Source organism: Pseudomonas putida (assembly GCF_025905425.1).
Lineage (GTDB): Bacteria > Pseudomonadota > Gammaproteobacteria > Pseudomonadales > Pseudomonadaceae > Aquipseudomonas > Aquipseudomonas putida_AF.
In genome coordinates, this window is the sequence record NZ_CP109603.1 from 3,030,831 (window position 1) to 3,051,755 (window position 20,925).

The window sequence follows — 20,925 nt, forward strand, 5'->3', positions numbered from 1 at the left end:
AGATACCGCTGTAGCACCGCACATCCTGTGGGAGCGGGTTGCATCAGGCCCGCGAATGCGATCAGAACGTAACGCCTGAGATCAACGCAATGTTGCTGTACGGCTGACACTCCCCCGTGCGCACCACGGCACGCGCACTGCGCGACAGCACTTTGAAATCGTCATGACTCAGCCATTCCCGCTTGCCCAGCTTGCCGCGCAAACGTTCGATCTCGACCAGCCCGGGCGGCACCACTTTTTGCATTTCCTCGGCCAGCACATGCCGCTCCACCTGCATCTCGCTCAGCACCACCCGCAGCACGCTGGCAAAATCCGGTATGCCCGGGGTCAACGCCAGGTCGATCAACTCGACGCCAGGCGGCACCGGCAGCCCGGCATCGCCGATCACCAGGATGTCGCCATGCCCCAACCCGGCGATGGTTCGTGACAAGGCGATATTGAGCAGCGCGGTCTTCTTCATGGCTGCAGCTCCGAGAGGTAGGGAATTGACGGTTGCGCCCCAGCGCGGGTGACCGACAATGCTGCAGCGCGCTGGCCGAAGGCGATCGCCTCACCCTCTTCCAGGCCCCGCACCAGGGCCGCTGCAAAACCACCAATGAACGTGTCGCCTGCGGCCGTGGTGTCCAGCGGCTGCACCTTGGGCGCAGGGAAGTGCTGATGGCCCTGCGGGGTCACCCGCAAGGCGCCTTGGGCGCCGAGGGTGATGATCACCTTGCCGGCCCCCAGTTGCAGCAGCCGCTCACCGGCGCGAAGCGCACTGCCCTGGTCGCTGACGGCGATACCGGTCAGTGCTTCGGCCTCGCTTTCATTGGGGGTCAGGTAATCGATATGGGCGAACCAGGCAGCTGGCAACGGGCCTGTGGCGGGCGCCGGGTTGAGGATCACGCACTTGCCCAGTTCGCGCCCTCTGGCCAAGGCCCAGGCCACCGTCTCGGCCGGCACCTCCAGCTGGCAGATGATGACGTCGGCCGCCTGCAGCAACTTGTCGAAGCGCTGCACCGACTGCGGCGTCAGCAGGCCATTGCCGCCAGGGATGATGACAATGCAGTTCTGGCTGGCGGCATCGACGGTGATCAGCGCCACACCGCTACAAACCCCTTGGCACACGCTCACCGCCTGGCAATCGACGCCTTCGCGCTCCAGCGCCTTGCGCAGTTGCTGGCCGTAGGCGTCATCCCCGATGTTGCCGATCATCGCCACACTGCCGCCCAGCCGTGCCACCGCCACCGCCTGGTTGGCGCCCTTGCCACCGGGCACGGTGAAAAACGCCTCACCCGGCAGGGTTTCGCCGGCCCGTGGCAAGCGCTGGGCGCGGGCAACGAGGTCCATGTTTAGGCTACCGACCACCACTACCTTGGCATGCATGGGAATTCCTTAGCGGTAATCATTGAACAGGTCCGGGCGTGGCCCAGTGGACTCGCGCTGGACGATGCGCGGGGCAACGATGCGTTGTTCCGCCGAACCTTGCCGAGGCGTGGCGATGCGCGAGAGCAGCAGTGCTGCGGCGTTTTCGCCCAGCTCGCGGATCGACTGGCCCACGGTGGTCAACGGCGGGTACACGTAGCGGCTGAGCTCGATGTCGTCGAAGCCGATCACCGACAGCTCGCCCGGCACGTTGATGTTGCGCTCGGCGGCGGCACGCAGCACGCCAAAGCCGATCATGTCGTTACCGGCGAAGATCGCCGTAGGCCGGGCGCCATCGAGCAACTGCGCCGCCGCACCATGGCCGCCTGGGCTGGTGAAGTCGCAATGCAGCACGCGGGTCGGTTGCACCGTTGCGTCTGCCTCACGCATGGCCCGACGGAAACCGGCCAGGCGCAGTTGGCTGACGCCAGTCGCGGCGGGGCCGCCGATGTAGGCGATGTCGCGATGACCAAGCTCCAGCAGGTGCCGGGTGGCGAGGTAGGCGCCATGTTCGTGGTCGATGCGCACCAGATCGGCGTCAACCCCCTCCAGCTCGCGGTCGACAATAACCATGGGCGTGCGCACGCAGGCCAGGCTTTGCAGCAGGTCGCTGTCTTCGCCCACGGACGCCACCACCAGGCCGTCGATGCGCTTTTCCAGCAGCACACGCAGGTAGCTGCGCTGCTTCTGCGGGTTGTCATCAGAGTTGCACAGGATCACGCAATAGCCGTTGCGCTCGCAGGCGTCCTCGATGCCGCGCGCCAGTTCGGCGAAGTACGGGTTGACGCTATTGGGCACCAACAAACCGATGGTGGCGGTGCTGCGCGCCTTGAGCGAGCGCGCCACCGCGCTGGGTACATAGTCGAGCTCGACAATGGCGGCCTCGACTTTGAGCCGCACCTGCTCACTGACAGGGCGGGTCTTGTTTAGTACATGGGACACGGTGGTGTAGGAAATACCCGCCAGTGCCGCGACGTCTTTGATGGTGGCCATGTTTTCAGTTCCGCCGGCCTGCACGCCGGCTACGGTAAGTGTCGAGCACCACGGCGATGACAATCACCGCCCCGGTGATGATGCGTTTCGTGGGTTCAGATGCGCCGATCTGCGCCAGCCCCGCGGCCAGCACCGAAATGATCAGCACGCCAAAGAAGGTGCTGATCACCGAGCCGCGCCCGCCCATCAGGCTGGTACCGCCAATCACCACGGCGGCGATCACCTGCAGCTCCAGGCCGGACCCAGCATTGGGGTCCGCAGCCTCCAGGCGCGAAATCTGGAACAGCGCAGCCAGCCCGGCAAGCAAGCCCATCAGGGCGAACACCAGCACTTTGTAGGGGCGCGGGTCGATGCCCGCCAGGCGCACGGCCTCTTCGTTGGTGCCGATGCCGATCAGATAGCGGCCGAACACCGTGCGGGTCAGCACCAGTTGCGCCAACACGATCACCAGCAAGGCGATGATGAACGCCGGCGAGATACCGAACGCGACCGGGTTAGAGAACCAGGCGTAGGCATCGCCGATGTACGCGGTGCGCGAGTCGGTGAACTGGTAGGCCAGGCCACGGGCCATCTCCAGCACACCGAGCGAGACAATGAATGACGGGATCCGCCAGGCCACGGTGACGCCCCCGGTGATGCTGCCAGCCAGGGCCGCAACGGCCATGCCGAGCAACGCCGAAGGCAACACGCCCCAGCCCCAGCCGAGGATGGCCACACTGACCGTCGAGGCCGCCAGCGCCAGCACCGAGCCAACCGACAGGTCGATGCCGCCGATGATCAGCACGAAGGTCATGCCGACTGCCAACACCATCAGGTCGGGGATCTGGTTGGCCAATGTACTGAAGGTGGCATAGGACCAGAAGTGGCTACTGAGGAACGAGAACAGCACAATCATTGCCAGCAAGGCGCCGGCCAGGCCCAGGTACGTGCCCAGACCGAAATACGTGCCACTGCGGCGCACGGGGGCGGCGCCTTGGCTGTCGAGGGGAGTGGTTTTCATGCATCCGTCCTGGGCGCTGCGTCATGCAGCAGTGCGTCACGTTTCTGATAGCCGGCGAAGGCGGCGGCAAGCAGCTGGTCCTGGCTCCAGTGGTCGCGCTCGAAGGTGTCGATCAGGCGGCCGGCAGAGAGCACGGCAATGCGGTCGCAAATCAGCATCAACTCGCCCAGGTCGCTGGACACCACCACCAGGGCCTTGCCCTGGCGCGCCAGTTCGGCCAGCAAACCGTAGATGTCGAACTTGGCGCCGACGTCGATGCCACGGGTTGGCTCATCGAACAGCAGCACCTGGCAATCACGCTCCAGCCAGCGGCCGATCACCACCTTCTGCTGGTTGCCGCCCGACAGTTCACCCACGGCCTGGTGCGGGCCGGCGCTGCGGATGCGCATGGCCTGGATCTGGCGTTCGGCCAGGGCTTTTTCAGCCTCGCCGTCGAGCACGCCGGCACGCGATACCGCCCCGAGGTTGCCCAAGGCGATGTTGGCGCTGATCGACTGGGTCAACAGCAGGCCTTCGCCTTTACGGTCTTCGGTGATCAGGGCGATACCGGCTTTAACGGCGGCTTTGGGTGAATCGATCGTCACCGCCTGTGGCGGTTGGCCCAGCGCGATGCTGCCACTGTCGGCGCGGTCGGCACCGTAAATCAGGCGCAGCAGCTCGGTGCGGCCGGCGCCAATCAGCCCGGAAATACCGAAGATCTCCCCTGCCCTGACCTGGAACGACACCTCACGCACCTTGTCGCCACGGCTAAGCCGGTCGACCTTCAGCAACGGCGCGCCAATCTCGCGCCGGCCCAGGTCGATGTGCTCGCCCAGCTCGCGGCCGACCATCAGGTTGACCAGCTCGGCGCTGCGGTAACGCCGGATCGGCTCGTCGCACACCAGCTTGCCATCGCGCAGCACGACGATGCGCTGGGCCACGCGCTGCAGCTCTTCGAGGCGATGGGAGATGTACACGATGGCCACGCCGCGCTGACGCAGGCGCTCGATCTGGGTGAACAGCAGCTCTACCTCACGGGCGGTAAGCATCGCCGTGGGTTCGTCGAAGATCAGCACATGGCAATCGCCGATCAGGTTGCGGGCGATCTCGACCATCTGCTGATGGCCGATGCCCAACTCGCCGACCGGGGTGTCCGGGTCAATGGCGTCCAAACCGACCTGGGCCATGGCGGCGGTGGCCAGTTGGCGCAGGCGTTTGTGGTTGATCCAGCCAAAGCGGCTGGGCAGGTTGTCGAGGAACAGGTTTTCGGCCACGGTCAGGGTCGGTAGCAGGTTGAGCTCCTGCATGACCATGCGCACCCCGAGGCGCTCGGCCTCGCTACGGCTGCCGGGCGCGTAGGCCTGGCCGCGGTAGGTCATGTGCCCGGTGGTGGGCACCTCCAGGCCACTGATGAGCTTGGACAACGTGCTCTTGCCGGCGCCGTTTTCACCCGTCAGGGCCAGCACCTCACCGGCGCGCAGGCTCAGGCCGACATCACCGAGCACCGGCTGGGCGTAGGTCTTGCCTAGCCCACTGGCGGCGAACACCACTTCATTGGCCGTTGCAGGCATGGCCCTCTCTCCTGGCGGCTATCAGGGCTGGGTGATGAGCTGGACCGGGGTCTGGATGACGTTGTCGGCATCCACATCGGGCTTCTCGCCGTTGATCATCTTCAGCGCCGCCTGGATACCGTACACCGCCTGCTGGCTGGCGGCCTGATCGAGGGTGGCGAGCACGCGGCCATCCTTGAGCATTGGTTTGATGGCATTGATGTTGTCGTAACCGACCACTTGCACCTGGCCGGCCTTGCCTGCCGCGCGCACAGCCGACACGGCGCCCAGGGCCATGCTGTCGTTACCGGCCAGCAGGGCTTTGAGCTCGGGGTATTCGTTGAGCATGGAAGCGGCGACAGCGTTGCCTTTGTCGATTTCCCAATTGCCGGACTGCACCGAAACGATCTTCATCTGCGCGGCCTCCATGGCGTCCTTGAAGCCGGCGGTGCGCTGCTGGGCGTTGGTGGTGGTCGGCACGCCTTCAATGATGCCGACCTGGTCACCGGCCTTGAGTTTTTCATTGGCCAGGTAGTCGCCCACCAGGCGTGCGCCTTTGCGGTTGTCGGGGCCTACGAAGGGTACGCTGATGCCTTTGCTCTTGAGCAGCGCTGGGTCCAGGCGGTTGTCGATGTTGATCACCACCACGCCTTGGTCCATGGCTTTTTTAACGGCTGAAACCAGGGCCTTGGAGTCCGCCGGCGCAATCACCAGGGCCTTGGCCCCGGCGTTGACCATCTGCTCGACAATGCGAATCTGCTCGCCGGTGTCGGTTTCGTTCTTGATGCCGTTGGCGATCAGGTCGAAATCATTGGCGTGGCTTTTTTGGTAATCCTTGGCGCCATCTTCCATGGTGCGGAAGAATTCGTTGGCCAGGGACTTCATCACCAGGGCGACTTTGGGCTTTTCTTCAGCGTGCGCAGCACTGAGCGGTAGGGCCAGGGAAAGTGACGAGACGACAGCGAGGGCCAGCAGACGACCGGGGAACGGCAGTTTCATGGACGATGACTCCGAATCTTGTGTTTTTTATCGGATCGCAAACGTTTGCGTTGACTCACTATGGAAACAGGACCTGGTTTTGTCAAATCCGTTTGGCTGTTAAGGGCGAGTCACGCCTAGCGCAGATTATCCGGAATTTTTCCGAAAAACCGAACAGGTTTTCCTATGCTTGTTCGGGATTCCGAATGAATAGGGCCGCTGCGCGCCCCATCGCGGGCAAGCCCGCTCCCACAGATGCAGGGTTGCGCAGGCAAATACTGGCTCTAGCCAGGGATGGTACGAAACATGCGTTGTTTCTTGTGCGATACAGCAATCGCCTCAATAAGAAGAGAGAACAATAACTATGAATGCTGCACTTAAATCCTTCGCTCCCAGCGCACTCGCGCTGCTGCTGATCCTGCCGACCGCTGCTTCCGCCAAAGAAGCCGAAACCCAACAGAAGCTGGCCAACGTGGTCATCCTCGCTACCGGCGGTACCATTGCCGGCGCGGGCGCCAGCGCGGCCAACAGCGCCACTTACCAAGCGGCCAAACTGGGCGTCGACAAGCTCATCGCCGGTGTGCCCGAGCTGGCCGACCTGGCCAACGTGCGCGGTGAACAGGTGATGCAGATCGCCTCCGAGAGCATCACCAACGAAGACCTGCTGAAGCTGGGCAAGCGCGTCGCCGAACTGGCCGACAGCAACGACGTCGATGGCATCGTCATCACCCACGGCACCGACACCCTGGAAGAGACCGCCTTCTTCCTCAACCTGGTGGAAAAAACCGACAAGCCAATCGTGGTGGTCGGCTCGATGCGCCCGGGCACCGCGATGTCCGCCGATGGCATGCTCAACCTGTACAACGCCGTGGCCGTGGCCAGCGACAAGCAGTCGCGTGGCAAAGGCGTCCTGGTGACCATGAACGATGAGATCCAGTCTGGCCGTGATGTCAGCAAGTCGGTCAACATCAAGACCGAAGCGTTCAAGAGCGCCTGGGGCCCGATGGGCATGGTGGTGGAAGGCAAATCCTACTGGTTCCGCCTGCCTGCCAAGCGCCATACGGTCAATTCGGAATTCGACATCAAGAAAATCAGCAGCCTGCCTGCCGTGGACATCGCTTACGGCTACGGCAACGTGACCGACACCGCCTACAAGGCGCTGGCGCAAAACGGCGCCAAGGCAATCATCCATGCCGGTACCGGCAACGGTTCGGTGTCGTCGCGGGTGGTGCCGGCGCTGCAGGAGCTGCGCAAGAATGGCGTGCAGATCATCCGTTCGTCCCACGTCAACCAGGGCGGTTTCGTGCTGCGTAATGCCGAGCAACCTGACGACAAGAACGACTGGGTCGTGGCCCATGACCTGAACCCGCAGAAAGCCCGCATCCTGGCCATGGTCGCCATGACCAAGACCCAGGACAGCAAAGAGCTGCAGCGGATCTTCTGGGAATACTGAGTAACGCCAAGGCCGGTGCAGCCGCTGCACCGGCCCTCCCCTTCAGCCAGGCCTACGGCGCGATGCGCTTGAGCTCATTCAACAAGCCCATCAGTTGCTCCAGCTTGGCTTCGCCGAACTGGGCCTGGATCTTGCGGTAGTTGGCCTCCATCCCCTCGCGCATCGACTCGAAACAAGCCTCGCCGCGCTCGGTGAGGGTGACGAAAACGCGCCGCGCGTCCTGCGCGGCCTTCTGCCGGCGCACCAGGCCGTCGCGTTCCAGACGGCTCAACACCCCGGTCATGCTCGGCTTGAGGATGCAGGCCAGGTGCGCGAGCTGGTAGCTTTCCAACTCACCCTGCTGGCTAAGAATACGGATGACGCGCCACTGTTGCTCGGTCAGGTCATGTTCGTTCAGCAACGGCCGGAAAAATGCCATCGCGGCCTCTCTGGCCTGCAGCAGGCTCAGCGTCAGCGAGGGTTGCGTCTTGGTCATGGTGGCGCCTGTGTCAGGGATACAGCGGGCAAGATTAGGGGCATAGGCGAAAAGGGACAAGTCGCCTGGAAAGTGCAAGCTCTTCCATGGAAAACGCATTCAAGGCCAATGGGCAAGCTGCGACCATCCGGATCAAACAACAACGACGCGATCCGGGCGACCCCACGTGGCCACATCATTGCAACTGCGCTTGCCGCTGCCGGTATTCGCCCGGCGTGAGCTTGGCGTAACGGTTGAAGAACCGACTGAAATAGGCCGGGTCCTTGAAGCCAAGCTGGTAGCAGATTTCATTGGCCGTACTGCCGGAAAACAACAGCAGACGCTTGGCTTCCTGCATCAACCGTTCAAGCACCAGGCGCTTGGAAGGCAAATCGGCGATGCGCCGACAAACATCGTTGAGCCGCGCCTCGGTCACGCCGATCTGCTGCGCGTAGCGCGCCAGGGGCCAGTGCTCAAGGTAGTGCGCCTCGATCAGTGCGTTGAAGCGATGGAAAATCTTCAGGTCTTCATGCCTTGCGGGCGTGGATTCCAGCGAGTTGGGGCACAGCCGCAGCAAGCTGATCATGATCAGCCGGGTCAACGACTGCAGCGCCGCATCCCGCCCCGGATGGGGGGTGGCAAATTCATCGCTAAGCGCGTCCAGCCAGCGTTCGAGGCGGCGCGCCTCGGCCTTGTACTCAGCCGGCACATTGGCCAGGGCAACGCAGGCAGGCCGCACCTGCACTCCCACCGGCAGCAGGCTGGCGTCCGCTTCGATCAGTTGCCAGACCAGTTGCTGGCGCACCGTCAGCACATGGCCGTCGCTGTCCGCTTCGGTGACGAAGGCATGTGCCACCGTCGGCGGCGTCAAGAAAAACATCGGCCCGGACTCGATGTACTGCTGATCATCGAGGTACACCCGCACCGTGCCGGATTTGACGTAATGCACCTGAAAAAACCGGTCGTGCCGGTGCACGGGCATGTTGCGCCCGAAAAACCCGGCAAGGTTGCCCAGGCGGTCGTAATGCACCTCGCTGTCACTGTAGCGCTGGTCGTAGACCTGGCCGATGTTGATGTTCGGAATGGGATGCCGATCGCTCATGGCTGCTTACCCGCAAATCGCTTGACCGTGTTGACGTTCACCCATGGTGCCCCGGCTGTCCGGCAGATACCACTGGCTGAAGCCTTGACCTTCGTTAACATATTAACTATAACATTAACACGTTAACAATCTCGGCAGAGCGACCACCGCCCTGCACCGCCTGGAGAAAAGCATGAGCCATGCCCTGCATGACGTTGCGACCGGCACCCTGTTCGGCGTTGCGCTGAACTACCAGGGTCTGCTGCAGCAGCACGAAGCGGCGTTTCACGAAGCGCCCTACAAGCAACCGCCCGTCAAGCCGGTGCTGTTCGTCAAGACGCCCAACACCCGCAACCACCATGAGGGCAACGTGGTGTTCCCGGCCGGTGTCGAGCGCCTGCAACCGGGCCCAGCCCTGGGTGTGGTGATCGGCAAGGACGCCAGCCGGGTCAGGGCCGAAGACGCGCTGGACTACGTGGCGGGCTACACCATCGTCAACGAAGTCAGCCTGCCCGAGGCCAGCTACTACCGCCCTGCGGTCAAGGCCAAGTGCCGCGATGGCTTCTGCCCGGTCGGCCCCGAACTGGTACCGGCCGCCAAGGTGGCAAACCCGGACGCCCTGGGCCTGCGCCTGTGGGTCAACGGTGAACTGCGCCAGCAAAACACCACCGCCAACTGCGTGCGCACGGTTGCCCAGCTGATCGCCGAAATCAGCGAATTCATGACCCTGCATGCAGGCGACATTCTGATCACCGGCACCCCCGAGGGGCGCGTCGATGTCCAGCCTGGGGATCGCGTCGAGGTCGAGATCGACGGCCTGGGCAAACTGACCAACCACATCGTCGCCGAATGAGGATTGCACCCGTGAAACACGCCCGTATCCAGTTCGACGGCCAGGTCCACAACGTCACCGTCGAAGACGATCACCTGCGCCTGGCCGACGGCCGCCTGGTGCATGAAGACCAGGTGACCTGGCTGCCACCGGCCACCGGCAGCATGTTCGCCCTGGGCCTGAACTACGCCGACCACGCCGCAGAGCTTGCCTTCTCGCCGCCCACCGAGCCGCTGGCGTTCATCAAGTCGCCGGGCACCTACACCGGCCACAAGCAAGTCACCTGGCGCCCGGACAACGTTGCCTACATGCACTACGAGTGCGAGCTGGTAGCGGTGATCGGCAAGCAGGCGCGCAACGTCAAGCGCGAGGATGCCCTTAAGTACCTGGCCGGCTACACCGTGTGCAACGACTACGCCATCCGCGACTACCTGGAAAACTACTACCGCCCCAACCTGCGGGTGAAAAACCGCGACGCCACCACCCCGGTCGGCCCGTGGATCGTCGATGCGGCCGACGTGCCAGACCCGTCCAACCTGAAGCTGCGCACCTGGATCAACGGTGAGCTGAAGCAGGAAGGCAGCACCTCGGACATGATCTTCGACATCCCCTACCTGATCGAATACTTCTCCAGCTTCATGACCCTGCAACCGGGCGACATGATCGCCACCGGCACCCCAGAAGGCCTGGCCGACGTGGTGCCGGGCGATGAAGTGGTGGTGGAAGTCGAAGGCGTCGGCCGCCTGGTCAACCGCATCGTCAGCGAAGCTGACTTCTTCAAGAACAACAAGGCATGAGCAGCATGATCAAGCACTGGATCAACGGCCGTGAGGTCGAGAGCAAAGACACCTTCGTCAACTACAACCCGGCCACCGGCGATGCCATTTGCGAAGTCGCCAGCGGCGGTGCCGAGGAAGTCGCCCAGGCCGTTGCGGCGGCCAAGGAAGCCTTCCCCAAATGGGCCAACACCCCAGCCAAGGAGCGTGCCCGCCTGATGCGCAAGCTGGGCGAGTTGATCGACCAGAACGTGCCGAAACTGGCCGAGCTGGAAACCCTCGACACCGGGCTGCCGATCCACCAGACCAAGAACGTGCTGATCCCACGTGCCTCGCACAACTTCGACTTCTTCGCCGAAGTGTGCACACGCATGGACGGCCACACCTACCCGGTCGATGACCAGATGCTCAACTACACCCTGTACCAGCCGGTCGGTGTATGCGGCCTGGTCTCGCCGTGGAACGTGCCGTTCATGACCGCCACCTGGAAGACCGCACCGTGCCTGGCGCTGGGCAATACTGCGGTGCTGAAGATGAGCGAACTGTCGCCGTTGACCGCCAATGAACTGGGGCGCCTTGCCGTTGAAGCCGGCATCCCCAATGGCGTGCTCAACGTGATCCAGGGCTATGGCGCCACCGCCGGCGATGCGCTGGTACGTCACCCCGATGTGCGCGCGATTTCGTTTACCGGCGGCACCGCCACCGGCAAGAAAATCATGCAGACCGCAGGCCTTAAAAAGTACTCGATGGAACTGGGCGGCAAGTCGCCGGTCGTGATCTTCGAGGATGCCGACCTTGAGCGCGCCCTGGACGCGGCCTTGTTCACCATCTTCTCGCTCAACGGCGAACGCTGCACCGCCGGCAGCCGCATCTTCATCCAGGAAAGCGTGTACCCGCAGTTCGTGGCCGAGTTCGCCGCACGTGCCAAACGCCTGATCGTCGGTGACCCGACCGACCCGAAAACGCAAGTCGGCTCGATGATCACCCAGCAGCACTACGACAAGGTCACCGGCTACATCCGCATCGGCATCGAAGAAGGTGCGCGCCTGGTCGCAGGCGGCCTGGAGCGCCCAGCCAACCTGCCTGCGCACCTCGCCAAAGGGCAGTTCATCCAGCCCACTGTGTTCGCCGACGTCAACAACAGCATGCGCATCGCCCAGGAAGAAATCTTCGGCCCCGTGGCGTGCCTGATCCCGTTCAAGGACGAGGCCCAAGCGCTGCAACTGGCCAACGACACCGAATACGGCCTGGCCTCGTACATCTGGACCCAGGACATCGGCAAGGCCCACCGCCTGGCACGCGGCATCGAAGCCGGCATGGTCTTCATCAACAGCCAGAACGTGCGTGACTTGCGCCAGCCCTTCGGCGGCGTCAAAGGCTCCGGCACCGGGCGCGAAGGCGGGCAATACAGCTTCGAAGTGTTCGCCGAGATCAAGAACGTGTGCATTTCCATGGGCAGCCACCACATACCGCGCTGGGGTGTATAAAGCCGTCTCGATCGAGCGGGTAACCCTGTGGGAGCGGGCTTGCCCGCGAAGCAGGCACCACGGTGAATGGCACGGGCTTCGCCCGTGTTCGCGGGGCAAGGCCGCTCCCACAGGGGTTGCGCAGGCTTCGAAGTCTTGAGCAAGTCGTTTGCTCCTACACCATAACAACATCCTCTTACCGGAGATTTCCATGGGCAAACTCGCTCTCGCTGCCAAGATTACCCATGTACCGTCCATGTACCTGTCCGAGCTGCCTGGCCCGCGCCAGGGCTTTCGGCAAGCTGCCATCGACGGGCACTACGAGATCAGCCGACGCTGCCGTGAGCTCGGCGTCGACACCATTGTCGTGTTCGACACTCACTGGTTGGTCAACGCCAACTACCACGTGCTCTGCGGCCCGCATTTCAAGGGCGTCTACACCAGCAACGAACTGCCGCACTTCATCAGCAACATGGAATACGAGTTCCCGGGCAACACCGCGCTCGGGCAGTTGCTGGCAGCAGAGTGCAACCGCTTCAACGTCGAGACCATGGCCCACCACGCCACCACCCTGGGCCCGGAATACGGCACCCTGGTACCGATGCGCTACATGAACCAGGACCAGCACTTCAAAGTGGTCTCGGTCTCGGCGCTGTGCACCTCCCACTACCTGGCCGACAGCGCCCGCCTCGGCTGGGCCATGCGCAAGGCGGTGGAAGATCACTACGACGGCACCGTGGCGTTCCTGGCCAGCGGCTCGCTGTCACACCGCTTCGCCCAGAACGGCCAGGCGCCGGAATTCGCCACCAAGGTGTGGAGCCCGTTCCTGGAAACCCTGGACCACCGCGTGGTGCAGATGTGGGAGAACGGGGAATGGGAGGCGTTCTGCGGCATGCTCCCGGAATACGCCGCCAAGGGCCACGGCGAGGGGTTCATGCATGACACCGCGATGCTGCTCGGTGCCCTGGGCTGGTCGAAGTATGACGGCAAGGCCGACGTGGTAACGCCGTACTTCGGCTCGTCGGGCACCGGCCAGATCAACGCGATCTTCCCGGTCACCCCGCAGGATGGCGCTGCCATTCCCGCTGCGCAGGCCGCCAACCCGGCAGCCGTGGTGTCCACCAGCCGCCTGTGATCCCGCTGCCTGGCCGCTCTGCCGGGCGGCCAGGCGCTTCAGCTACGAGGATGCCCTTCATGCCACACCTGGTTCTGCTCTACACCCCAGACCTTGAAACCGACGCCGACATCCCAGGCCTGTGCCGCGCCCTGGCCGACACCATGCTCGAACAGCGCGATGCCGCCGGCAAAGCGGTGTTCCCCACCGGCGGTACCCGTGTGCTGGCCTACCCCGCCGCGCACTGCGCGGTGGCCGATGGCAACGGCGACTACGGCTTTTTGTACGCCAACCTGCGCATGGGCAGTGGCCGCCCCGCTGACGTTCACAAGGCAGTCGGCGACAGCCTGTTGCACGTGCTCAAGCAGCACCTGGACGCGCTGCTCCAGCAACGCCCGATCGGCATCACCCTGCAGATCGACGAGAGCAACGCGCAGGTCTACGACGCCAAGCACAGCACCCTGCACCCGCTGTTCAACAAGCCGGCCTGAGGCCGGCACCTTTCACCGCCTCATCCCACAATAAGTACAAGAATATGAGCACACTAGAGCATGCCTCGCGCACCACGGCGCAAGCCACACTCCTCGACAGTACACACCGGGCCGTCACCTGGCGGCTGATGCCGTTGCTGCTGGTGTGTTACCTGTTCGCCCACCTGGACCGCATCAACATCGGCTTCGCCAAGATGCAGATGAGCCAGGACCTGCACCTGTCCGATACGGTCTACGGGCTGGGCGCCGGGCTGTTCTTCATTGCCTACGCGCTGTTCGGCGTGCCGAGCAACCTGATGCTCGACCGCTTCGGCCCACGCCGCTGGATCGCCAGCCTGATGGTGGTGTGGGGTGCACTGTCGACCAGCATGCTGCTGATCGAGAGCAGCAGCGCGTTCTACCTGCTGCGCTTCGCACTGGGCGCGGCCGAGGCCGGGTTCTTCCCAGGCATTCTGGTGTACCTCAATCGCTGGTACCCGGCAGGCCGCCGGGCGCAGATCACTGCATTGTTCGCCATTGCCGTGCCGCTGGCAGGCGTGGTTGGCGGGCCGCTGTCGGGCGGCATTCTGGCCTTCATGCATGACGCCGCGGGCTTGCGTGGCTGGCAGTGGATGTTCCTGATCGAAGGCGCACCGGTCATCGTGCTCGGCTTGATCGTGCTGGCCGTCCTGCCGGAACGCTTCGAGCAGGTTGCCTGGCTCGATGCGCAACAAAAAGCCGCCCTGCGCGCCCAGTTCGGCCAGGAAGAACAACGCAAATCGGTCACGTCGTTCGCCGGTATCGTTGCAAGCCCTGCGGTGTGGCTGCTGGTGGCGGTGTACTGCGCGGTGATGCTGGCGGTGAACACCTTGGCGTTCTGGATGCCCAGCCTGATCCATACCGCCGGCATCGGCAGCGACGCCAGTGTCGGCCTGCTCAGCGCGGTGCCGTACTTGGCCGGCTGCGTGTTCATGCTCGCCTGCGGACGCTCGTCCGATCGCCATCGCGAACGCCGTTGGCACCTCTGCGTGCCGCTGTTGATGGCGGCGGCCGGGATCGCGATCGCCGCCCTTGCGCCCCACCAGGCGCTGCCCGTGCTGGCCGGCCTGGTGCTGGCAGGTATGGGCGCAAGCGCTGCCTTGCCGATGTTTTGGCAACTGCCACCGGCCTTTCTCAATGGCCGTACCCAGGCAGCCGGCATCGCCCTGATCAGCTCGCTGGGCAGCATCGCCTCGTTCGCCACGCCCTACTTCATCGGCTGGGTCCGCGACACCACCCAAAGTGCCAGCCTTGCGCTGTATGTGCTCGCCGCGCTCATCACCCTCGGCGGCCTGCTGGTGCTGCGCACTCGCGCCGCCATCGTCAACCCTTGAACCCTGAGACTCTGACCATGCTTGATAACGCTTTCATCCAACAGGCTGCCGAGCGGCTCGACCAGGCCGAGCGCACCCGCGAACAGGTGCGCCAGTTTTCGCTCGACCAACCGGCTATCACCATCGAAGATGCCTACGCCATCCAGCGCGCCTGGGTCGCCAAGAAGATTGCAGCCGGGCGCAAGCTGGTCGGCCACAAGATCGGCCTCACCTCCCGCGCCATGCAGGTGTCTTCGAACATCACCGAGCCAGACTACGGCGCGCTCCTGGACGACATGCTGTTCGATGAAGGCAGCGACATTCCCTTCGAGCGGTTTATCGTGCCGCGCGTCGAAGTGGAGTTGGCCTTTATTCTCGGCAAGCCGCTCAAAGGCCCCAATGTCACGGTGTTCGATGTGCTGGACGCCACCGAATGGGTCATCCCTGCGCTGGAAATCATCGACGCACGCATTCAGCAGGTCGACCCGCAGACTCAGGCCACGCGCAAGGTGTTCGACACCATTTCCGACAACGCCGCCAACGCGGGCGTGGTCATGGGCGGGCGCGCCGTGCGCCCCACCGAGATCGACCTGCGCAAGGTACCGGCCGTGCTCTACCGCAACGGCGTGATCGAAGAGTCCGGGGTCAGCGCCGCGGTGCTCAACCACCCGGCCAAGGGTGTCGCCTGGCTGGCCAACAAGCTGGCCGCGTATGACGTCACACTGCAGCCGGGCCAGATCATCCTTGGCGGCTCCTTCACGCGCCCGGTGGCCGCACGGCCTGGCGACACCTTCCACGTCGACTACGACCTGCTCGGCTCGATTGCCTGCCGTTTCGTTTGAGGACTTGCCCATGGACATGCCCGTCAACCACTTCAAACAACGCCTGCGCAGTGGCGAGCCGCAGATCGGCCTGTGGCTCGGCCTGGCCGATGCGTACTGCGCGGAGCTGGCCGCCAATGCCGGCTTCGACTGGCTGCTGATCGATGGTGAGCACGCGCCTAACGACCTGCGCGGCATGCTCGCGCAGCTGCAGGCGGTGGCTCCCTACCCTAGCCAGGCGGTGATTCGCCCGGTGATTGGCGATACCGCGCTGATCAAGCAAGTGCTGGATATCGGCGCGCAAACCCTGCTGGTGCCCATGGTGGAAAGCGCCGAGCAAGCGCACCAGCTGGTGCAGGCCATGCACTACCCACCCAAGGGCATACGCGGCGTAGGCAGCGCACTGGCGCGCGCATCACGCTGGAACAGCATTCCCGGCTACCTCGACCAGGCCGACGCGCAGATGTGCTTGCTGGTGCAGATCGAGAACAGGCAAGGGCTGGCCAACCTGGATGAAATCGTTGCCGTCGAGGGGGTCGATGGCGTGTTCATCGGCCCGGCCGACCTGAGCGCCGCCATGGGCCATCGTGGTAACCCTGGGCACCCTGAGGTGCAGGCGGCCATCGAGGACGCCATCGTGCGTATCGGCAAGGCGGGCAAGGCTGCGGGGATTCTCAGCGCGGACGAGAAGCTGGCACGGCGCTACATTGAACTGGGCGCGGCATTTGTGGCGGTTGGGGTGGATACCACGGTGTTGATGCGTGGGCTGCAGGATCTGGCGGGGAAGTTCAAAGGTACTTCGGCGTCGGTCAGTGAGGGGGGCGGCGTTTACTGAACATCCTTGGGGCTGCTCTGCAGCCCCAGCTATCAATGGCTCACATCTGAATAATCGCCTTCAGCACCGTCTTGAAGGTATCCAACTGCTCATCACTGAACTGCCCAAACACCTGGTCCTGCTGCTCCCTGGCAATGGTCCACAGCGCCTCGGTCTCATCCACCCCCTTCACCGACAGCCGCACCCGCCCCTCGTCATCAGCAATCAGGCCCTTGCGCTTGAGGTTGGCAACGGCCTCCTCGATTTCACGCGCAGGCATCGCCACTTCACGCTGCAGGTCGTTCATCCCAAGCCCAGCATCGTTCTCCAGCACCATCAACATGCGCGCCTCGCTGGTACGCAGCCCGGTACTCAGTTGGCGTGGCTGATAGTCGCCCTGATAAGCACGCAACGCCTGGGTCATCAGGTAGTACAGGTTGTGTTGCAGGCGGCCCTGGAAGTGGCTGCTCGGCGACTGGCCCTCCGCCCGCTGGGTCATGCGCGTGTGTGGCAGCACCATCGAGTAGGCGCCCTGGTGGTACAGCAGTGGAGAACGGCCAAAGTCATCGAACGCCACCACCTTGCCGACCAGAATCCAGTGGTCGCCACCGTCGAGTTGCTGAAACTTCTCACACTGAAAGCGCGCCGAGCAATCGGCCAGGAGCGGTGCGCCCCCCGCCCCTTCCTGGTAATCGATCCCTGCAAACCGATCATCCTTGGGCCGCGCGAAATTGTTGGACAGCTCAATCTGGTCCGCCGCCAGAATGTTCACGGCGAAGTGCGACGCTTCTTCGAATACTTCATGGCTGGTGGAGCGTTTGTCGATGCTCCACAAGATCAGTGCAGGCTCCAGCGAGACCGAGTTGAAGCTGTTGGCGGTGACGCCGACCTTGCGCCCGCTGGGGCCAGCGGCGGTGACAACGGTTACGCCGGTGGCGAAGTTGCCCAGCGCGCGGCGGAAGGCTCGGCTATCGAAGGCAGTGGCGGTTTCATTGGACATGCAAGACTCCCGGGCAGGCCAAGGGCCTGCCCTGTTTGTTGTTGTGTTTGTAAGGGGGAACGGCCAGCCGGCGGCTCAGACCATCGCCGGATCAGGCTCCAGGCCCATCAGCTCGCGGCCGAGGATCTGCGCGCAAACGTCATAGTCGGTGTAGGCGTGGGCACCGGTCAGGTGCGCATCACGGAACAGGCGCTGCATCTCGTTGCTTTCAAACCAGGCGCCGCCACCGGCCGCTTCCATCAGCCGGTCCACCGCCTGGATGCACATCTTCACGGCATAGCCCTGGTTGGTCCGCCAGAACGCCAGCGTGGCGCGTGTCGGGTATTCATGGCGCTCGCTGTACTCGGCGATTTCATCCCAGCTTTTTTCCAGCAGGGCACGCGCGGCTGCCACCTGGTGAGTGGACTCGGCCAAGCGCATGAGTGCAGGCGTTGCCGCCCCCACTGCCGCGCCGGTGTAGGCACGCACGCGGTTGCGGGTTTTCTCGCGGAACACTTCCAGCATGCGCTCGGCGACACCGAGGCTGACGGTGGAGAAACCACTGGCGAAATACGGGCGGTATGGGGCGAAGAAGATCTTGCTGTCCGGGTACAACCCAAAGCCTGCCGACTTGCCTTCCATCATGTCCTTGGCCTTCTGGATGCGGTGCTCAGGCACGAAGGCGTCACGCACGATCAAGGTCTTGCTGCCGCTGCCGCGCATGCCAACGGCGTACCAGTCATCACGGATTTCATAGTCACTGCGCGGCAGGACGGCAAAGCAGTAGTCCTGCGTGCCTTCGGCATTCTTGCGACGGAAGCCCATGATCGCCCACTCGGCATGGTCACAGCCGGAACTCCAGCCCATCTCGCCGCTGAACGTCACGCCGCCTTCGACTTCTTCGGTACGGCCAAAGGGCGCAATGCTGCTGCTGGCCGTCGCATCCGGGTTGGTTTGCCAGACCTCCTGCTGAAGCGTGGCCGAGAACATCGCCATCTGATGGCTGTGGGTGCACAACAGGCTCATGGCCCACGCGGTACTGGCACAGGCGCCCGCCAGCAAGGCAATGCACTGGGCAAACTGCGGCAGCGAAATCTCCATGCCGCCATAGTGCTTGGGCAAAAAGGCACGGTGCATGCCGATGCTCTTGAGCAGCGCGATATTCTCTGCCGGGACACTGCGATCCTGCTCCGCACGGACGGCATTGGCGGCAATCGTCGGCAGGATCGACTTGAGGTCTTCGAGCAGGGGATTTGGCTTTTTCATGAACGGTCTCTTTATTATTGGAGAGTCGACTTCGGCTGCACCAAGCCCTGTCGTGCGGGCGTTGCGGTGCGATGGAGCAGCCGGAAAGTCTGTAAAGACACGTTCAGTATGTGAGGTAGGGCTAAACCTCGAAATGCACGTTACGGCGGGAAAATTGCACTTTCCATGGCCGCTGGCGCGTCACGGTTTGATCTTTTTCATTTCGTTGAGCAGCTGCATCAGTTGCTGCAGTTTGTCTTCGCCGAACTGGCTGAGGATCCTTTCATAGTTGCGGGCCATTTCCTCGCTCATTGCCAGAAACGCCTGCTGCCCTTTGTCCGTCAGGCTGATGAACACCCGTCGCTGGTCTTCCGGCGACTTTCGCCGTGCAACCACCCCATCACGTTCGAGCCGCTTGAGCACACCGCTCATGCTGGGTTTGAGAATGCAGGCAAGCTCGGCGAGCTGATGGCTTTCCAGCTCGCCCTGCTGGCGCAAAATACGAATGACCCGCCATTGCTGTTCGGTCAGGTCATGGGCATTCAAGGCCGGTCGAAAGAACGCCATCGTGGCTTCGCGAGCCTGCAGCAGGGTAAGGGTCAAAGAGGGTCTTGGTGTGGTCATGCGTGCCCGGGCATCATGGAAAGTGGCGAGCAGGCCAGTATGCCAGCACGGGCTCATTAATACATTAACCAATCAGCCGATGACAGGCTCGGTCAACCGCTGCCAGCGGCACTGGCAGGCTGGTTACACTCGCTGGCAGGCAAGCACAAGACACCTGACGACAGCCAGGCGCTCAATGACCCCATGTGCCAGTGCGCTTGCGAAACGGCCCTATCACAACTCCAAATCAGCAGGCTGCGCCATGATCACCCTCGAAAGCCCGACCTATTACTGCGCGACCAAAAAGTACAACCTGAACTTCCCCACGCTGGAAAGTGACATCGAGGCGGATATCGTGGTCATCGGTGGTGGGTTTTCGGGGATCAACACTGCGCTGGAACTGGCAGAAAAAGGCGTGACCAACATCGTCGTGCTCGAAGCCCGCTACCTGGGTTTCGGCGGCACCGGGCGCAATGGCGGGCAGATCATGGCCGGTATCGGCCATGATCTGGAAAAGATCAGACACAGCGTCGGCGACAAGGGCTTGAAAGAGATCTTCAAGATCAGCGAACTGGGCGCCGGCATCATCAAGGCGCGCATCGCCCGCTACAACATCGATGCCGACTTCTGCCACGGTTACGGTTACATGGGTTTCAACAGCCGCCAGGCAAAAACCCTGCGCGCCTGGGAAAAGCAGTTCAAAGCCATCAATGCGCATGACGAGATCCGCTACCTGGAGGGCTCGCAAGTGCGCCAGATCATCGGCAGCAACGCCTACAGCAGCGCCCTGCTGCACATGGGCGGTGGCCACGTGCATTCGCTCAACCTGCTGCTCGGCGAAGCCCAGGCCCTGGTCGGCCACGGTGCGCGCATTTTCGAGCACAGCCCGGCGCTGGAAGTGACCTACGGTGAGCGCATCAAGGTGCGTACCGGGCGCGGCTCGGTGCGTGCGAGCAAACTGCTGTGGGCCTGCGACAGCTTCCTCAACAAGCTGGAGCCCGAGCTGCACGCGCGCACCATCAACACCTACGCCTTCCAGATGATGACCGAGCCGCTGCCAGACCCACTGATCGAGCGGATCAGCCCGATCCGTGGCGCCTACAGCGATATCCGCCCGGTAATCGACTACTACCGGGTCACCCGCGAGAACCGCCTGCTGTTCGGCGCCGCCACCTCCTGCATCGAGCACATCCCGCTGGACCTCAAGGCGTGGAACCGCGCCCTGATGCTGAAGATTTTCCCGTACCTCAAGGACGTGCGCATTGACCTGGCCTGGGGCGGCCCGATGGCCACCAGCGCCAACCTGTTCCCACAGATCGGCACGCTGAGCAATCGCCCCAACGCGTTCTATGTGCAGGGCTATTCAGGCTTTGGCGTCACGCCCAGCCACATCATTTGCAAGATCCTCGCTGAAGGCATGCTTGAAGGGTCGGCACGCTATGAGCTGCTGCGTTCGATCAAGCATGCACAGATCCTCGGCAAGGACCATTTTCGCCCACTGCTGCTCACGGCCGGCAAGGCCGTGCACCAGCTGTCGGGCTACTTCAACGGCCGCCGTTGA

21 protein-coding genes are annotated in these 20,925 nt (G+C 63.3%); 10 read left to right on the top strand and 11 right to left on the bottom strand.

What is annotated here, in order from left to right; genetic code table 11:
• Positions 1 to 61: 61 nt before the first annotated feature.
• From rbsD to OGV19_RS13470, 6 genes are read right to left on the bottom strand one after another with little or no spacing between them, the layout of a single operon-like run.
• Positions 62 to 460, bottom strand: coding sequence for a D-ribose pyranase (gene rbsD, locus OGV19_RS13445; protein WP_264313829.1), 399 nt, complete (start codon positions 458 to 460; stop codon positions 62 to 64).
• On the bottom strand, positions 457 to 1,365 hold the full coding sequence (gene rbsK / locus OGV19_RS13450) for a ribokinase (RefSeq protein ID WP_264313830.1): 909 nt from the start codon (positions 1,363 to 1,365) through the stop codon (positions 457 to 459). The genes rbsD and rbsK overlap by 4 nt, the downstream gene beginning before the upstream one ends.
• A gap of 9 nt (positions 1,366 to 1,374) precedes the next feature.
• Entirely contained in the window at positions 1,375 to 2,397 is a 1,023-nt protein-coding gene (locus tag OGV19_RS13455; RefSeq protein ID WP_264313831.1) for a LacI family DNA-binding transcriptional regulator, read from the bottom strand.
• A gap of 4 nt (positions 2,398 to 2,401) precedes the next feature.
• Positions 2,402 to 3,397: an ABC transporter permease gene (locus OGV19_RS13460; protein WP_264313832.1), complete on the bottom strand. Its 996-nt coding sequence runs from the start codon at positions 3,395 to 3,397 to the stop codon at positions 2,402 to 2,404.
• Positions 3,394 to 4,947, bottom strand: coding sequence for a sugar ABC transporter ATP-binding protein (locus OGV19_RS13465; protein ID WP_264313833.1), 1,554 nt, complete (start codon positions 4,945 to 4,947; stop codon positions 3,394 to 3,396). Before OGV19_RS13465 ends, OGV19_RS13460 begins: the two co-directional genes overlap by 4 nt.
• Before the next feature lie 21 nt (positions 4,948 to 4,968).
• On the bottom strand, positions 4,969 to 5,925 hold the full coding sequence (locus OGV19_RS13470; protein ID WP_264313834.1) for a sugar ABC transporter substrate-binding protein: 957 nt from the start codon (positions 5,923 to 5,925) through the stop codon (positions 4,969 to 4,971).
• Between the two features lie 343 nt (positions 5,926 to 6,268).
• On the opposite strand from OGV19_RS13470, the gene OGV19_RS13475 reads away from it, so the two are divergent.
• Complete coding sequence (locus OGV19_RS13475) at positions 6,269 to 7,357, top strand: asparaginase (RefSeq protein WP_264313835.1); 1,089 nt, start codon at positions 6,269 to 6,271, stop codon at positions 7,355 to 7,357.
• A 52-nt stretch (positions 7,358 to 7,409) separates the two neighbouring features.
• On the opposite strand, the gene hpaR (OGV19_RS13480) is transcribed toward OGV19_RS13475, so the two are convergent.
• Together hpaR (OGV19_RS13480) and hpaA are read right to left on the bottom strand one after the other, a co-directional pair.
• Positions 7,410 to 7,832, bottom strand: a complete 423-nt coding sequence (hpaR, locus tag OGV19_RS13480) for a homoprotocatechuate degradation operon regulator HpaR (protein ID WP_264313836.1) — start codon at positions 7,830 to 7,832, stop codon at positions 7,410 to 7,412.
• Between the two features lie 175 nt (positions 7,833 to 8,007).
• Complete coding sequence (hpaA, locus tag OGV19_RS13485) at positions 8,008 to 8,913, bottom strand: 4-hydroxyphenylacetate catabolism regulatory protein HpaA (protein WP_264313837.1); 906 nt, start codon at positions 8,911 to 8,913, stop codon at positions 8,008 to 8,010.
• A 172-nt stretch (positions 8,914 to 9,085) separates the two neighbouring features.
• Between hpaA and OGV19_RS13490 the strand changes: the two genes are divergently transcribed.
• From OGV19_RS13490 to hpaI, 8 genes are all read left to right on the top strand, one after another.
• Positions 9,086 to 9,745 carry a fumarylacetoacetate hydrolase family protein gene (locus OGV19_RS13490; protein ID WP_264313838.1) on the top strand — a complete coding sequence of 220 codons (660 nt, stop codon included), beginning with the start codon at positions 9,086 to 9,088 and terminating at the stop codon, positions 9,743 to 9,745.
• 11 nt (positions 9,746 to 9,756) lie between these two features.
• A complete protein-coding gene (locus tag OGV19_RS13495) occupies positions 9,757 to 10,521 on the top strand; it encodes a fumarylacetoacetate hydrolase family protein (RefSeq protein ID WP_264313839.1) in 765 nt (254 codons plus the stop codon).
• 5 nt (positions 10,522 to 10,526) lie between these two features.
• Positions 10,527 to 11,987: a 5-carboxymethyl-2-hydroxymuconate semialdehyde dehydrogenase gene (gene hpaE, locus OGV19_RS13500; protein WP_264313940.1), complete on the top strand. Its 1,461-nt coding sequence runs from the start codon at positions 10,527 to 10,529 to the stop codon at positions 11,985 to 11,987.
• Between the two features lie 190 nt (positions 11,988 to 12,177).
• On the top strand, positions 12,178 to 13,101 hold the full coding sequence (hpaD, locus tag OGV19_RS13505; RefSeq protein ID WP_264313840.1) for a 3,4-dihydroxyphenylacetate 2,3-dioxygenase: 924 nt from the start codon (positions 12,178 to 12,180) through the stop codon (positions 13,099 to 13,101).
• Between the two features lie 59 nt (positions 13,102 to 13,160).
• Positions 13,161 to 13,571 (top strand): 5-carboxymethyl-2-hydroxymuconate Delta-isomerase, encoded by a 411-nt coding sequence (locus OGV19_RS13510; protein WP_264313841.1) that lies wholly within the window; start codon positions 13,161 to 13,163, stop codon positions 13,569 to 13,571.
• Between the two features lie 44 nt (positions 13,572 to 13,615).
• Complete coding sequence (locus OGV19_RS13515; protein ID WP_264313842.1) at positions 13,616 to 14,923, top strand: MFS transporter; 1,308 nt, start codon at positions 13,616 to 13,618, stop codon at positions 14,921 to 14,923.
• Between the two features lie 17 nt (positions 14,924 to 14,940).
• The gene (gene hpaH, locus OGV19_RS13520; protein ID WP_264313843.1) at positions 14,941 to 15,744 is read left to right on the top strand and encodes a 2-oxo-hept-4-ene-1,7-dioate hydratase; all 804 of its coding nucleotides are present in this window, start codon (positions 14,941 to 14,943) and stop codon (positions 15,742 to 15,744) included.
• 10 nt (positions 15,745 to 15,754) lie between these two features.
• Positions 15,755 to 16,558: a 4-hydroxy-2-oxoheptanedioate aldolase gene (gene hpaI / locus OGV19_RS13525; RefSeq protein ID WP_264313844.1), complete on the top strand. Its 804-nt coding sequence runs from the start codon at positions 15,755 to 15,757 to the stop codon at positions 16,556 to 16,558.
• Between the two features lie 40 nt (positions 16,559 to 16,598).
• On the opposite strand, the gene OGV19_RS13530 is transcribed toward hpaI, so the two are convergent.
• The 3 genes from OGV19_RS13530 to hpaR (OGV19_RS13540) form a co-directional block, all read right to left on the bottom strand.
• Positions 16,599 to 17,537: a p-hydroxyphenylacetate 3-hydroxylase reductase component gene (locus OGV19_RS13530; RefSeq protein WP_264313845.1), complete on the bottom strand. Its 939-nt coding sequence runs from the start codon at positions 17,535 to 17,537 to the stop codon at positions 16,599 to 16,601.
• A 75-nt stretch (positions 17,538 to 17,612) separates the two neighbouring features.
• Positions 17,613 to 18,782: a p-hydroxyphenylacetate 3-hydroxylase oxygenase component gene (locus OGV19_RS13535; RefSeq protein ID WP_264313846.1), complete on the bottom strand. Its 1,170-nt coding sequence runs from the start codon at positions 18,780 to 18,782 to the stop codon at positions 17,613 to 17,615.
• A gap of 180 nt (positions 18,783 to 18,962) precedes the next feature.
• Positions 18,963 to 19,385: a homoprotocatechuate degradation operon regulator HpaR gene (hpaR, locus tag OGV19_RS13540; RefSeq protein WP_264313847.1), complete on the bottom strand. Its 423-nt coding sequence runs from the start codon at positions 19,383 to 19,385 to the stop codon at positions 18,963 to 18,965.
• 241 nt (positions 19,386 to 19,626) lie between these two features.
• Here hpaR (OGV19_RS13540) and OGV19_RS13545 point away from each other — a divergent pair, with 241 nt between their 5' ends.
• Positions 19,627 to 20,925, top strand: coding sequence for an NAD(P)/FAD-dependent oxidoreductase (locus tag OGV19_RS13545; protein WP_264313848.1), 1,299 nt, complete (start codon positions 19,627 to 19,629; stop codon positions 20,923 to 20,925).

Bases quoted from the DNA above. Each gene is read 5' to 3' on its own strand.
- OGV19_RS13535 (WP_264313846.1), bottom strand. From the start codon at position 18,782: ATGAAAAAGCCAAATCCCCTGCTCGAAGACCTCAAGTCGATCCTGCCG.
- OGV19_RS13475 (WP_264313835.1), top strand. From the start codon at position 6,269: ATGAATGCTGCACTTAAATCCTTCGCTCCCAGCGCACTCGCGCTGCTG.
- hpaE (WP_264313940.1), top strand. From the start codon at position 10,527: ATGATCAAGCACTGGATCAACGGCCGTGAGGTCGAGAGCAAAGACACC.
- OGV19_RS13460 (WP_264313832.1), bottom strand. From the start codon at position 3,397: ATGAAAACCACTCCCCTCGACAGCCAAGGCGCCGCCCCCGTGCGCCGC.
- OGV19_RS13455 (WP_264313831.1), bottom strand. From the start codon at position 2,397: ATGGCCACCATCAAAGACGTCGCGGCACTGGCGGGTATTTCCTACACC.
- rbsD (WP_264313829.1), bottom strand. From the start codon at position 460: ATGAAGAAGACCGCGCTGCTCAATATCGCCTTGTCACGAACCATCGCC.
- hpaH (WP_264313843.1), top strand. From the start codon at position 14,941: ATGCTTGATAACGCTTTCATCCAACAGGCTGCCGAGCGGCTCGACCAG.
- OGV19_RS13465 (WP_264313833.1), bottom strand. From the start codon at position 4,947: ATGCCTGCAACGGCCAATGAAGTGGTGTTCGCCGCCAGTGGGCTAGGC.
- hpaI (WP_264313844.1), top strand. From the start codon at position 15,755: ATGGACATGCCCGTCAACCACTTCAAACAACGCCTGCGCAGTGGCGAG.
- OGV19_RS13470 (WP_264313834.1), bottom strand. From the start codon at position 5,925: ATGAAACTGCCGTTCCCCGGTCGTCTGCTGGCCCTCGCTGTCGTCTCG.
- OGV19_RS13490 (WP_264313838.1), top strand. From the start codon at position 9,086: ATGAGCCATGCCCTGCATGACGTTGCGACCGGCACCCTGTTCGGCGTT.
- hpaA (WP_264313837.1), bottom strand. From the start codon at position 8,913: ATGAGCGATCGGCATCCCATTCCGAACATCAACATCGGCCAGGTCTAC.
- OGV19_RS13545 (WP_264313848.1), top strand. From the start codon at position 19,627: ATGATCACCCTCGAAAGCCCGACCTATTACTGCGCGACCAAAAAGTAC.
- hpaR (WP_264313836.1), bottom strand. From the start codon at position 7,832: ATGACCAAGACGCAACCCTCGCTGACGCTGAGCCTGCTGCAGGCCAGA.
- OGV19_RS13515 (WP_264313842.1), top strand. From the start codon at position 13,616: ATGAGCACACTAGAGCATGCCTCGCGCACCACGGCGCAAGCCACACTC.
- OGV19_RS13510 (WP_264313841.1), top strand. From the start codon at position 13,161: ATGCCACACCTGGTTCTGCTCTACACCCCAGACCTTGAAACCGACGCC.
- hpaD (WP_264313840.1), top strand. From the start codon at position 12,178: ATGGGCAAACTCGCTCTCGCTGCCAAGATTACCCATGTACCGTCCATG.
- rbsK (WP_264313830.1), bottom strand. From the start codon at position 1,365: ATGCATGCCAAGGTAGTGGTGGTCGGTAGCCTAAACATGGACCTCGTT.
- OGV19_RS13530 (WP_264313845.1), bottom strand. From the start codon at position 17,537: ATGTCCAATGAAACCGCCACTGCCTTCGATAGCCGAGCCTTCCGCCGC.
- hpaR (WP_264313847.1), bottom strand. From the start codon at position 19,385: ATGACCACACCAAGACCCTCTTTGACCCTTACCCTGCTGCAGGCTCGC.